10 protein-coding genes are annotated in these 13689 nt (G+C 37.6%); 4 read left to right on the top strand and 6 right to left on the bottom strand.

Annotation, left to right across the window (positions count from 1 at the left end):
- Positions 1-2: 2 nt before the first annotated feature.
- The 6 genes from BAU15_RS02030 to BAU15_RS02005 all read right to left on the bottom strand — a co-directional run bounded on the left by BAU15_RS02030 (position 3) and on the right by BAU15_RS02005 (position 9085).
- Entirely contained in the window at positions 3-473 is a 471-nt protein-coding gene (locus BAU15_RS02030; RefSeq protein ID WP_161841074.1) for a PTS sugar transporter subunit IIB, read from the bottom strand.
- Positions 474-485: 12 nt separating this feature from the next.
- Positions 486-905 carry a PTS sugar transporter subunit IIA gene (locus BAU15_RS02025; RefSeq protein ID WP_161841073.1) on the bottom strand — a complete coding sequence of 140 codons (420 nt, stop codon included), beginning with the start codon at positions 903-905 and terminating at the stop codon, positions 486-488.
- Between the two features lie 72 nt (positions 906-977).
- On the bottom strand, positions 978-3749 hold the full coding sequence (locus BAU15_RS02020; RefSeq protein WP_161841072.1) for a sigma-54-dependent transcriptional regulator: 2772 nt from the start codon (positions 3747-3749) through the stop codon (positions 978-980).
- Between the two features lie 971 nt (positions 3750-4720).
- A complete protein-coding gene (locus BAU15_RS02015; protein ID WP_161841071.1) occupies positions 4721-5860 on the bottom strand; it encodes a peptidoglycan-binding protein in 1140 nt (379 codons plus the stop codon).
- Positions 5861-6835: 975 nt separating this feature from the next.
- Positions 6836-8164: a PTS sugar transporter subunit IIC gene (locus tag BAU15_RS02010; RefSeq protein ID WP_161841070.1), complete on the bottom strand. Its 1329-nt coding sequence runs from the start codon at positions 8162-8164 to the stop codon at positions 6836-6838.
- Positions 8165-8371: 207 nt separating this feature from the next.
- Positions 8372-9085 (bottom strand): GntR family transcriptional regulator, encoded by a 714-nt coding sequence (locus BAU15_RS02005; RefSeq protein ID WP_161841069.1) that lies wholly within the window; start codon positions 9083-9085, stop codon positions 8372-8374.
- Between the two features lie 172 nt (positions 9086-9257).
- Between BAU15_RS02005 and BAU15_RS02000 the strand changes: the two genes are divergently transcribed.
- The 4 genes from BAU15_RS02000 (at position 9258) to phnE (ending at position 13683) form a co-directional block, all read left to right on the top strand.
- Entirely contained in the window at positions 9258-10682 is a 1425-nt protein-coding gene (locus BAU15_RS02000) for a glycoside hydrolase family 1 protein (RefSeq protein WP_161841068.1), read from the top strand.
- A 328-nt stretch (positions 10683-11010) separates the two neighbouring features.
- Entirely contained in the window at positions 11011-12048 is a 1038-nt protein-coding gene (locus BAU15_RS01995; RefSeq protein ID WP_161841067.1) for a phosphate/phosphite/phosphonate ABC transporter substrate-binding protein, read from the top strand.
- Positions 12049-12134: 86 nt separating this feature from the next.
- Entirely contained in the window at positions 12135-12893 is a 759-nt protein-coding gene (phnC, locus tag BAU15_RS01990; RefSeq protein WP_161841066.1) for a phosphonate ABC transporter ATP-binding protein, read from the top strand.
- Positions 12874-13683 (top strand): phosphonate ABC transporter, permease protein PhnE, encoded by an 810-nt coding sequence (gene phnE, locus BAU15_RS01985; protein ID WP_161841065.1) that lies wholly within the window; start codon positions 12874-12876, stop codon positions 13681-13683. Before phnC ends, phnE begins: the two co-directional genes overlap by 20 nt.
- Positions 13684-13689: the final 6 nt, after the last annotated feature.

The raw sequence follows: 13689 nt of genomic DNA, 5'->3' as shown, positions 1-13689 counted from the left end.
CATTACAAAACTTCAGTGACTTCAACTTTTTTGTCCGCAGGAACTTGGCGAATCTCAACATAGACACCTGCGTCCACCATTTTTTTCAATAACTCCTCTTCTTCTGGTAAAACATTCACTGCTTTTCCAATGCTACGTGCACCTTCTTTTGACTTGATGCCGCCTAAATTGACTTGCTTAATCTCTGGATAAGCTGCTGATAATTTGTAGGCGTCTTCAATCGATTCCACAACAATAAATAATTTATATTTATCTGTTACGCCACTCTTCAATGCTTCAATCGCATCTTCGACTGTCTTAATCACTAATTTAACGCCTTGCGGTTTCGCTAATTTAATCGTTGTTTTCCGAATTTCATTATTTGGCACATCATCATTTGCAATTAAGATACAATCCGCTCCGAGACCTTGTGTCCATGAAAAAGCTACTTGTCCATGCAGTAAACGATGATCAACTCTTGTTAATAAAATCATTTCTCTTCCTCCTTAAAAATCTTCTTCATCTACCTCTTGTTGAAAGGTTTGATTGCAAAACTGAATTGATTGTTTTGATGTTTCTAATGTTTGTTGAATAAATTCTGGCAGTGATTTCGCTTGATTTAAACCGGTAACCAGCTCAATCAAAAACGGTAAGTTCATCCCTGCTACCAAATAATAATTAGGCCGTTGAATATAAGTTAAAAATTCATTATTCACACTTCCACCAAACAAATCAGTCACCACGACTACTTCTTTATCCACATTCGCCTCGATAATTTCAGCGACTGCTGCATGCAAATCAAACTCTTCTGTTAGATAACAATCTAGCGTTGTAATCTCGTCCGTCGCTCCACAGATTAGTTGCAACGAAGAAAGAATTCCTGAAGCAAACTTGCCATGAGAAGCTAACACTAATTTTCTGTCCATTCCCTTCACCTCACTTACACTTAAATAAAAGCAAGACGCGTGCCAAAGTTAGTGGCAAGCGTCTTGCTTTTTTTAGAAATCTTGATCTTTCGTTGGTGCATCAACATTTTTGTAGATAATATCATAAATATAAATAATCTCAGAATCCGGGATCACGACACTGTAATCGTTTTCTATGACACTAAATGCTTTTCTGATTAAATCAAAATCCGTTTTATGACACTGCTCGAATTCCTCATCACAGTGATACGAATCAATCGGTACATTGCGAATTAATCGCTCAATTAAACAACTAACGTGTACATAGAGCGCTAATTTTTTAGCATTACTCAAGGTTAAGTCTGCTTGCAACTCCAGTTCCCGCATAAAGAGATCAATTTCCTTCATGACTTTTTCTGTATCTAAGATGGTCACAGAATCAATAACTTTCTCTAGTGAAAAATTACGAATCACATTCTTATTAAAAATCTGATTTTCTTCTACAGTCATCACAGTATCTAGCCAGCCATTCAGTTTCTGTTGCTCATCGCCAGAGATTAATTCCTCTAGAGATAGATAGGGAATTCCTTCAACTAAAGGATTATCTGTGCCAATAATGCCAACAACCTCGTACACAGAAAAGACTGTTTCGGATTTCTTTTTATCCGCCAAAACTTGAAATTCATACGGTAAGACTTTCAAATCACAGGTGCTTGGTAAACTCTTCTCTAACAAATGACTGATATGCGTAGCCGTCCCAATTCCAGTCTGACAAGTAGTCAGTAAGGCTTTGGTTCTATTTTCTTCTGGATAAATAATCTTCCAATCTAGCATCGCCTGTCTAGCTGAGCGTTCGGCAATTTCTGAGAGAGACATTTTTTTCTGAAGATTCTCACCCACTGCAATAGCTAGTGGCGTGGTGACATTATTCATTATCGCAATAGGTACGGTGATTTGTTTAGGAAAGTATTGATAAATTTCTTTCAGCGAGCCCATATCAACCAAGATGACTAACCCATTTGAAATATCGTTCGTTTCACTATAATCCAAAATTTCTTCGGCAATCCTCAGGGGTGAAACATCTAATGGCATATCAAACGATTCAAAAATGTCTTTTCCTAGAAAACGATTTGCCACATTGGCGATACTGCTCGCTGTCGCGTATCCATGTGCCACAATCACTGCTTTTGGAATGGCCATCTTCTTCGTCCAATCCACTTTCTTTAAATAGAGCGCCAGCACTATTTTATCCATCGCTGAAACATCCAAGTCTAACTTCTGTTTAGACAACTCCAGGATACGCTCAACATAATGAAAACTGGCAGGATAGGCATTCTCAACTTGATGCTCCATCTCTTTGATCAATTCTTGCAGCTCATTATCTTCTGGATACCATTTACTCGACCCTCTTTGGAAAAGATAATAACTCAGCGCATAAACACTATTACCATTAAATTTAATTTGGTAGGCACTCTCCATTTGACGGAATGTTTCGCGAATATATTGCGTGAGATATAATAGTAATTCATGATTTTGTTGACGATCCGTTTCAAAAAGCAAATAATCAAATAATTGATCCACCGTTTGTTTTAGCTGTGGCTCACACGTTTCAAGTTTGCAATTTGCCGCTTGAAATTCGTTGATTAATTTCTCAAAAGTTGCCACTGAACGCTTTTCATTTGGATTGTGTCTCTCAACTAATTGATTCGTAGTCGTATTTTTAGTTAACAAAATTTCTTCTGGTGTCACTGTTTGAAGTCCTTGTTGTTGGTTATCCAACAAAGTATCTGGCAGATGATAAATGGTAACCTTAATCTCTGATGCATTTTTTTGTTCCGTATAAGCTTTGGCAACCGTAACTTTTATAACATTCTTCAATTCCCCAATATTCCCTTTAAAACTACTACTCGTCAGTAGATTAATCACCTGTCCTGAAACTCGAACTGCCTTATTAATCTTACGTCGTTCATTCAGTAAGAAAGAGTAAACTAATTCTACTCGTTCATTCCGACTTCTCTCCTGGATAGGTGGCATCACCACCTGGATCGGAATTCGTCGCATAAACGTCGTTAAAAAGGTACTCGTCAAATCCTCTGTTGTCGCAAAAAATAGTCTTGTCTTCGTCTGCCGAGGAGTCCCAGTATCCCCCATCCGATAGATAACTCCTTGATCTAGATAAGTAAATAACTTCTCCTGGCCTTCCGCATTTAGCCGATGCACCTCATCTAGGAATAGTACCCCGCCATTCGCCTGTTCAAAAGCACCTGCTCGCTCTTCATCTGCACCCGTAAACGCGCCTTTAGCATGTCCAAACAAGTTACTGGTCAATAGCTCTGGATTATTAGCATATTGCGCACAATTGAAAGTCACTAAAGGAGCCTCTTCGCGAATCAACTCATGCTCCAAACAGTATTGATAAATCAGTTGAACTAAATAGCTTTTCCCCGTCCCACTCTCACCAGTAATTAAGACTGGTAACCCATTATCTGGGTAATTAAGTGCCGTTTTAATTTGCTCAATTACACGATTCAAACTTTTATCATGACCAATCATGAGTGAAAAAAAGTCTGTCTCACGACCAAATAACGGCTGTTCCTTCCTAATATCCTCCGCCGAACGATACACATTCTGGCTAAGCAAATAAGAGTGGCGCTCAAAAGCCTCTTTATGAAAAAAATACACTGGACGAGAATTTATCTTAACTAGCTTTCCTTCATTCGTTAGTTGATTCAAATAATGACTAATCGTATTCCGTTTAACTGAAAAAACTTCTGCTAACTTTTTTGCCGTAAAAAGCTCACTGATATTTGTAAGATCAATAAAATCTGTCTGATTGTTCAAATAATCAAGTAACTCATCTTTCATTAATCATTCCTCATTTCTAATTTCTAACTTCTAATAGTACGTTTTATCTTCAACAACATCCGTTGACAACTATTTTTAATCGCTCAATTTACTAATTTTAGTCCACTGCTTCTAAAAAGAATAGTATCGTATTATTAAAAAAATAGAAAGCTTCTTTCTGTATATTCCCTTTGTATTTTTTTGATTTATCGTAGAATGAGCGCCTGAACATCAATCAATGATCAACTTATTGATGAAGGAAAATATCTTCCTAAATATCTGACTCGTCACTAGTTCTCTCAATTTCCTCACTAACAAATCTCACTTCCAAATTCAGATAATCTAGATAATAATCTTATATTTAATAACTAACAAATTCATGTAATATTCTGGATACATTTCTCCATCACATTTTCAGCTACTAGATTGCGGAGGATTCATTGACTCCACTTCTACATCTATTTCATAAAGAACATGAACACACTCTTTTGAAGCGGCTTCTTCATCTCACAATTAAGATATAAAATATTGACTTTATCGTTCCTAATCAAACCAAGTTTCTTCAGCTTCATAAAAATTAAAGGTGAAAATCTAGCAGTAGGTATTTATGGAATTAAAAAGTTCTGCAGTCCCTAGAGGGGAATCATAAATTACTAGCTGTGCACTTGTTTTCTACAGCTAGTTTGAACTGATTTAGCAATGAGATTAACGTTCTTTGTTAAGCTGCTTGCGACCAGACTGCGAACTTTTTGATGGAAGAAATACCGGATGCGGGACACGTTCCCAGATGAACGAAAAGTACTAAAAACCAATCTTGAGAAGTTTCCTAGCACATGAAATAGGTATAATCCCTTTAATCACAGAAAAACAGCAGTCAATATCATTGACTGCTGCTTCCTGTTAATTACTATGTGCGATCACATCCACCGTAAATAATCATTATCACTCTCGTAATTTATGATTATTTGATAGATGTTAATCAGTAATTCCTATTATTTTGCTTCTTTCATTGCATCGATGATTGCTTGTAAGTAGCCGGCTGTATCAGAGAATGTTGCACCAGTCACGACATCTGCTGGGCTATCTTTTTCACCTAATTTACCTAAATCACCAACGGCTGTTTCTAATTCTGCGACTGTTTTGCCTAGAGCAAACTGTGTCACAGCTTTCATGTTGTCAGAGTAAGTGTTTGTTGCGCCACCTTTTTCTGCCATCATTTTAGAATAGGCTTCGTTGTTGGCTTCTTTTGAAGATAACACTAAGCCATCTTTCACGTCGGCACCGAAATCTGCATCAGAGTTTGGCACGCCACCAAAGTCAGCTGGGCTAACATATTGGAATTCATCAACAGCGGCTGCTACTAATTTGTCGCCTTCAAGGGCAACTGTTGTTACTGAGAATGATTTGTCGCCATGCGGTGCGCCTAAAGTTTGCACTTCTTTCAAATCAGTTCCAGCAGTCTTTTCACCTTCAAAAATCTTACCTTTACTTGCTGCATCAACGATTGATTGTAAATAACCAGCTGTATCAGAGAATGTTGCGCCAGTCACGACATCTGCTGGGCTATCTTTTTCGCCTAAAGCGCCTAGATCAGTCACAGCTTTTTCTAATTCAGCAACTGTTTTGCCTTCAGCAAACTTAGCGATAGCTGTCATACTTGCTTCCCAAGTCTGAGTTGCGCCACCTTTGTCGGCCATCATTTTAGAATATGCTTCATCATTTACACGTTTGCTTGATAATACTGTATCAGCTGGGAAAGCTTCGCCAAACGCACCATCAGCATTCGGAACGCCATCAAAATCAGCTGGTGAAACATATTGGAATTCATCCAATTGAACGTTTAAAATTTTCTCGCCATTCATGGTTACATTCACGACTGCAAATGATTTTGTCCCATGTGGTGCAGTTAATAATTGACGCATGTACAATGTGCCTTCTGCCGGCGCTGCATCAGTTGAGCTACCATCAGCAATCTTGATATCCGCTGCGGCTGCGCTTGAACTTTCTGCTGCACTACTGCTTTGAGCAGTTGATGCGCTTGAAGAATCCGCTGAATCCTTATTATCTGCTGAACACCCTGCCATTGCCAATAGCGCTAATAACGCTACCGTTGTTAAAGTAATCTTTTTCATTTTGTGTTTCCCCCTAAAAAATATTATATAACTCTTGTAAATTATATCACAAACTCAATTTTTAGCTACTACTTTTTTATTTAATGAATGCAAAAATGCTTAATTTATCGTATTGGTGGCGATTGCATAAAATAGCATAACGTAATTTTATGAAAATAATTGAGGAGTGACAGCAATTTTATGGTAGTAAAATAACACAAGCCACTTTATGGGAAAATTAGTCGCGCATTGTAACAAATAAAATGAAAAAATAATTTTAACTAATCTATCTAAATTAAATTCGATAGTTATCTAATCTGGCAAGTTCAATCCGTTATTTAAAACAGAATAAAATCCTCAAAAGATCGTAAAGCAGCTACTTTTTGCAAAATGGTTGTTCGTTGCACCGCTCATTTCCATTCTCCCTCGTAAAGCAAAATAGTAAGTATACTTACTATTTTGCCCATTTACCTTTTTAAGAATTTTGACGTTTATTTAACGCTTAATCGAAGGAAATCCCCAAAAAATTAAGTATACTTAATTTTTTGGGTTCTAATTTTGGACGTTCATTTTATTTTTCCTCAAAAAATAGAAAACCCACTTTTTTCTTAAAAATAATAAAAATTTTTTGAGAACTATTTTTTTGATTTTACTTCCAGTAGATAATCCAGATTTCTAAATTCAAACCTAATTTCGGAAGTGTTATGTATCTCAGCAAATTGACTGTCTTATTTACTAGAATTTTAACTAGGCGAGTATATTTTCAGACCTATTTTTTATCTCCGGAAATATAACGGATATTCATTAAAAGCTCCTAACATACAAAATCATTTAGTAGGACTGGCAATGCGACTCAGTCTTACAGAAATTCCTAGCACGGACATCTTTGTAGAAAAGAAAAAAGAGAATGCGACAAAATGAATCGCATTCTCCAGAAATTATTTAATTATAATTATTTATTCCATCTACCCTGAGGCGGATGATTGTTGCTCCATTTTATGCTTCAGCACTCATTTTAGAAGTGACTTTTTCATCGACACGCAAGAATGGCAAGTAGATAAACACGCTAGCAGCAATGATTAAAATTTGTAAGACGGAAGCTTTCCAGTCGCCACCTGTTGCTAAGAAGCCAGAAATTACTGGTGGCGTAGTCCAAGGAATCTGAACAACTACATGATTAATTAAACCAATCGATGTCGCAAAATACGCCACTGTAAGTGAAAAGATTGGCGCTAGCACAAAGGGAATAATCAAACTGATGTTAAAGACAATCGGTAAACCGAAAATAATGGGTTCGCTGATATTGAAAAGTGCTGGAGTTACTGAGAGCTTGGCAAAATCCTTGTAATCTTTCCGACGGCTAAAGATGAAGATCGCAATTAATAGAGCAATCGTGTTTCCTGAACCACCCATAACGGCAAAGGTATCTTTGAAAGCCATGTTGATAATGTGTGGAATTTCTTCTTTATTGGCATAGGCAGCCATATTTTCTTGCATATTTTGAATCAAAAATGGATCAAGTAATGAACCAGAGATGACCGCTTGGTGAATCCCAAAACCAAAGAACAAATTAGCAATCGAAGTAATCAATAGGAAGCCAGGCAAACCTGTCGTAACTTTACTTAAAGGTGCGGTAATAACTTTCGTGATTAAGCTATTTACGTCCATGTTAAATAGTTGAAGAATGATAAATGAAAGAATAGCGAAAGACGTAACCGTAATCATAATTGGTATTAACACGTTGAACGATTTAAGAACAGCTGGCGGAATATTTCCCGAAAGATTAATCTGCAACTTTTCATTTTTGGATAATTTAATAAACAATTCTGTCGCAGCTAGCCCGACAAAAATCCCCACGAACATGCCTGAAGCGCCTGTATGAGTAACCGGAATGACGCCTGTCACTTCAATCGCTTTTTCAGCACCTTCTGGCGTAAACATCGTCATCATTGGTGTCAATACAACAAATGTTGAGATAGACACAAGGACGGCAGCGATATGATTGGTATAATTTCTGCTAACACACATATGATAAGAAACGGCTGCAACGACCAACAATGTAGTAATACTCAATGTCCCATTCCCGATTGAAACCCCAACTTTTTGAATCGTCGTCAAGGTATCCGGATTAATAATTTTTCCCATAAATCCGGTTGGCTCCAGAATGACATAGTTAATTAATGTCACGAAACCAGCTAGCATCATGAACGGCATGAACGTAGCAAAGGCATCCCGCAGTGTCCGTAAATGAATTTGGTTCCCCAACCGTGTAGCAATCATCCCAAACCTTTCAAAAATAATTTCTTTTTTACTCGTCTTTTCCATAAAAAAACTCTCCTTTTCGTTGAAACCGATTACTCTTTACAAAACAGATAATACATCAGTTTTTATTAAAAGTAAATATCTTTTTATAAAATTATATACTTTTAATATATCGAAAGAATAAAAGTTCAAAGCCAGTGACTTTGAACTTTTATTTTGACCATTTTTTTAGATATACGGCGTCCCAGAAATAGCTTCTGTCACGACCTTTTATTTTTCTACAAAAACTGCTTCGAACACAAAATCTTTATAAATGTGTCGAGATAAAGAATATTCAAATGGTGTCCCAGATAACAGAGAGACCACCTTATCGACTTCAATCATGAATTCTCCAGGCTCTATATTTAAGATGCGCGCATCGAATTCATTGGCGACATCGCCCTTTATCCAAATATGAGAAGTTTTAATCTCTAATCCTAAATCATTCGTAATATATGAATACACAGACTTCTTCAGGTGCTTAGGTTCTAATCCAGGAATCACAGCGAGTGGCATAAAGGTTTGTTCGATTGAATAAGGCTGGTGATCAATAAAACGACTACGAATAATATTATAGACATAATCTTTTTCACTTATCTCGAGCTTTTCAGCCACTTCCTTTGTTGGTAATTCTATAGAGAACGTATGGATTTCTGAGTCGACATGTTCTTCACCAACGACACTGAATAAGCCTTCATTGGGACCAAATACCTTTGAATTGTCGATGGGTTTTCGCAAAACTTCTGTCCCAAAACCACTACGGCTTCTAAGGATACCTTCAGAAACTAGTAAATCTATGCCCTTTTTGACGGTCAATTTACTGGCTTGGTATTCTTTAGCTAACTCGTCCCCGGTTGGCAGCTTCTCGCCAATCTGATAGTGGTCATTCAGTATTTTCTTTTTTATATCTAAATAAATTTCCATATATTTTGCAATTTTTTTCACTCTAGCCCCTCCAGTTAAAAACTATAGACTCATCTATACTTTACCACAAATTAGATAGTAAAAACCACCATAAAATTATACATCATTTAAAAAGATATATATTTTTAACTAAAACTATTTATTTTTATAAAAATGAGTGGTATGATATGGCTGAATAAGGAGGGATTTTGACATGACAACTACACAAAAACTAACTTTCCCAGAAAACTTTTGGTGGGGCTCTGCATGGTCAGCAGAACAAGCTGAAGGTCGTGGGGAAACTGGCAAAGCAGAAACTGTTTGGGAACGTTGGTACACTGAACAACCTTGCCGTTTTTATAATCGCATTGATTCATCTATTACAACCGACCATATCCATTGCTATAAGGAAGACGTCCAATTAATGAAAGAGACTGGACATAACTCATTTCGTGTTTCCATTTCTTGGGCTAGAATGTTCCCTGAGGATGGCATTGGTGCAGTCAATCCAAAAGCGATTGCCTTCTATAGAGACTTATTTACAGAAATGAAGAGTAACGGGATTAAAGTTTTTGCCAATCTATATCACTTTGATATGCCCGCAAAATTGCAAGACAAGGGTGGTTGGGAATCTCGCGAAGTCGTGGATGCTTATGTTCGTTTTGCCGATACTTGTTTCAAAGAATTTGGAGATTTAGTCTATCATTGGTTTACCTTCAATGAACCATTAGGCCCCATCTTAGGCTCTTATTTGGAAGACTTCCATTACCCAAATATCATTGACTTTAAACGTGGTGCTCAAGCGGCCTTCTTTACGATATTAGCGCATGCAAAAGCCATTCAAGCATTTAAAAAGCACGGGCTTACTAGTAAAATTGGCGTCATCTTGAATTTAAGTCCGGCTTTTCCACGCAGCCAAAATCCAGCTGACGTCAATGCGGCGACCATCGCGGATCTATTCTACACGCGTAGCTTCTTAGACCCGATGGTGAAAGGGACTTTCCCGCCCGCCTTAGTTGAATTATTGAAAACACATGATCAGCTACCTGCAGATTACACAGAAGCTGACCTGGCAATAATTAGTGAAAATACTGCTCAAATTTTAGGTTTAAACTATTATGAACCGCGCCGTGTCAAAGCTCGGACCTCAGCAGTAAATCCAGAGAGCCCATTTTTACCAGAGTGGTTCTTTGAAAATCATATTATGCCTGGCCGTCGGATGAATGAGTATCGTGGCTGGGAAATTTATGAAAAAGGCATATATGACCTGTGTCTGGATATTAAAAATAATTACGGCAACATCGAAGCCTTCATTTCTGAAAACGGCATGGGTGTCGCTAATGAGGAACGTTTTATGGATGAGTCTGGCCAAGTGATTGATGACTATCGAATTGAATTTATCAAAGACCACCTTGCTTATTTGTGGCAAGCAATTGAGGATGGCTGCAACATTAAAGGCTATCACCTTTGGACATTTATCGATTGTTGGTCATGGATCAACGCCTATAAAAATCGCTATGGCCTCGTCTCATTAGACCTCGCTACGCAAAAAAGAACAATTAAGAAAAGTGGCGAATTCTATAAACAGCTCAGTGATGAGAATGGCTTTGATTATGATGTCGATCTGTTGATTAAGTAGAAGGCTACTATAGACAAGAAAACTAGAATAGCTAACAAAATAAAAAGAGAATGAGCAGTTAAAGTCCTTTTGGATTTTAATTGCTCTTTTCTATTGAACTGGCTGAAAATCCCCTGCCACATTACTCTTTATTGGTTAATCAACTTCCCACCCTCTCCCTGTTTTTTATTCCATGATTAATTGTGTATTTCTTCACTTGTTTTCATGAAAAATTCGGTTAAATTTACTGAATATTTTTTTGTGTTTCTATCGCCAACTTCCTTTACTTAGTGTTATAATTGCTAGGTTCTAAAAAATAATTTTTTTAACTATTTTAGGGGGAAAAGACGTGTTCAAAAAAGTTTTAGGTTTTGCAGGTATCTTAGGCTTGTCATTGATGTTGACAGCTTGCGGTGGTTCAAGTGACAAGGATAAAACAGATGCAGATGGTAATAAAACAATCGATAAATTATCGATCGGCTTTGTACCTTCTCGTGATCCTGAAGAAATTGTTTCTGCAACAAAACCATTGAAAGATATGCTGATCAAAGAAATGAAAAACCAAGGATATGACATTAAAGATGTCGATATCACTGTTGGAACAAACTATGAAGCAGTCGGCGAATCTCTTTCTGCTGGAACCTTAGACGTTGGATTTATTCCTGGAGGGACCTACGTATTGTACGATGATGGCGCAGATGTCATTTTAACAGCAACTCGTGCAGGACTTTCTATTGATAGTGACAACCCGGTTGAATGGAATGAAAATAAACCAACTGCACCAACGGATAAACAAACAGAATCTTACCGTGCGCTAATGATTGCTGGTCCTTCTTCTAAAGGTCAAGCATTAGCTGAAAAAGTTAACAACGGCGAAGAAGTAACTTGGGATGATTTAAATGGTGCTTCTTGGAGTGTTATGAGCTCTTCTTCACCAGCTGGTTACATTTACCCAGGCTTATGGTTAAAAGAAAATTATGACAAAAACTTATCTGATTTAAAAAATATTGTTCAATCTGACTCATATGGTAGCGCGTTTGCCCGCCTAGCTTCTGGTCAAGTCGATGTCGTTCTAGCTTATGCAGATGCTCGTCGTGATTTTGAAAAAAATTGGACAGAAGAATATTCACGCGACAAATCAATCTGGGATGAAACAAACGTTATTGGCGTAACACCTGCCATCTATAACGACACAATCTCAGTTAGCAAAAATTCTGAAACAATGAATGATGATTTAAAAGCGGCTCTACAAAAAGCCTTTATCGCAATTGGTGAGAGTGAAGAAGGCAAAGAAGTCATCGCAATCTACTCACATGAAGGCTATAAAGAAACCACTTCTAAAGATTACGACAACGAACGCAAAGCACAAAAAGCGATTCAAGAATAACAGCAACTAATTTGGTTGGGATAAAAAGTGGCTCAATTAGCTCTTTTATTCCAACCTTTATTTTTAACAGAAGAAAGGATCATATCATGATTAAATTTGAAAATGTCCAAAAGCTCTATCCCAATGGACATGTTGGTTTGAAGGATATTAATGTCGAAATCCAACAGGGTGAGTTCGTAGCAATCATCGGTCTCTCTGGTGCCGGGAAATCGACATTGTTGCGTTGCGTCAATAAAATGCACGATATTACTGGCGGGTCATTAACCGTCAATGAAACAAATGTAGCCAATCTTAAAGGCAAAGAAGTTCGCGCATTTCGTCGAAAGATTGGAATGATTTTCCAATCCTTTAACTTAATCACACGTGGCACAGTCATCAAAAATGTCTTGGTCAGCTCTGTCCCTGAACTCTCATGGTGGCGTCGTCTTCTAGGGATTTTCCCGGAAGAAGCAAAAATTGCTAGCCTACAAGCCTTAGACAATGTCGGTATTTTAGACAAAGCCTATATCCGAGTTGATCAACTTTCTGGTGGTCAACAGCAGCGGGTCGCTTTAGCAAGAACACTTGTCGGCAATCCTGGGATTATTTTAGCCGATGAACCTGTTGCTGCCTTAGACCCAGTCACTGCAAAAGTCGTTATGGAAGACTTCAAACGGATCAACAAAGACTTCGATATTTCGATTCTACTGAATATTCACCATGTTGATTTGGCGCTAGAATACGCTGATCGAATTATTGGTATTAGAAAAGGTGAAATCGTCTATGATGGTTCCGCAAAAGAGGTCACACAAGACATCTTGGATCATATTTATTTAGAGGAAGGAAATGATCATGCTAAAAAGTAAAGTCATTACACTACCTAACGGAAAAACAGTGACTGAGAAACGTTCCAACCTGCCTTTCGTTATTTTATTAGTGCTGATTTTTACCGTTATCGCCATGCGAGTGACCGATTTCGAGTTTTCTGTATTGGTCTCACGTGGACATCAATTCTTTGTTATTTTAAAAGACATGTTTCCGCCTGATACAGACTTTTTAACACGCGTTTGGCAACCCTTATTTGATACGATTAAAATGTCGTTACTAGGCTCATTAGCCGGTGCAATTGTCGCAATTCCTTTAGCAATATTAGCCTCTTCGACAATTATCAAATCGAAAATTATTAATGCCATCTTCAAATTATTATTAAGTATTTTACGGACACTTCCAACGATTGTGACTGCCCTAATTGCCACCTTCATCTTCGGCTTAGGCACGATGGCCGGAACATTAGCCATTTTCATTTTCACGATTGCCTATGTTGGAAAACTGACTTATGAACAGATTGAGTCATTGAATATGCAAACATTTGAAGCCTTAGAATCGATGGGCTTAAGCAAATTACAGGCTTTCCGTTATGCAGTCATTCCAGAAATTTTGCCTACCTTTCTGTCAACTTCAATCTTCAACTTCGAAGGAAATCTGCGCTACGCATCTATTTTAGGATATGTTGGTGCCGGTGGTTTGGGAATCATTTTAAATGAACAACTCGGCTGGCGTGAATATGGCAATGTGGGTATGATTTTAGTCGTCTTAGTCATCACGGTTGGGCTGATTGAAATCATCAGTGAATACTGTCGAAAAAAACTACAATAATCAAGG

This window comes from Candidatus Enterococcus huntleyi (assembly GCF_009933175.1).
GTDB classification, from domain to species: domain Bacteria; phylum Bacillota; class Bacilli; order Lactobacillales; family Enterococcaceae; genus Enterococcus_K; species Enterococcus_K huntleyi.
Note: the sequence above shows the minus strand (reverse complement) of the source record. Positions and strands in the feature narration are given on the sequence as shown.

Coding starts and splice junctions, on each gene's coding strand:
- BAU15_RS02030 (WP_161841074.1), bottom strand. CDS start 473: ATGATTTTATTAACAAGAGTTGATCATCGTTTACTGCATGGACAAGTA.
- BAU15_RS02025 (WP_161841073.1), bottom strand. CDS start 905: ATGGACAGAAAATTAGTGTTAGCTTCTCATGGCAAGTTTGCTTCAGGA.
- BAU15_RS02020 (WP_161841072.1), bottom strand. CDS start 3,749: ATGAAAGATGAGTTACTTGATTATTTGAACAATCAGACAGATTTTATT.
- BAU15_RS02015 (WP_161841071.1), bottom strand. CDS start 5,860: ATGAAAAAGATTACTTTAACAACGGTAGCGTTATTAGCGCTATTGGCA.
- BAU15_RS02010 (WP_161841070.1), bottom strand. CDS start 8,164: ATGGAAAAGACGAGTAAAAAAGAAATTATTTTTGAAAGGTTTGGGATG.
- BAU15_RS02000 (WP_161841068.1), top strand. CDS start 9,258: ATGACAACTACACAAAAACTAACTTTCCCAGAAAACTTTTGGTGGGGC.
- phnC (WP_161841066.1), top strand. CDS start 12,135: ATGATTAAATTTGAAAATGTCCAAAAGCTCTATCCCAATGGACATGTT.
- phnE (WP_161841065.1), top strand. CDS start 12,874: ATGATCATGCTAAAAAGTAAAGTCATTACACTACCTAACGGAAAAACA.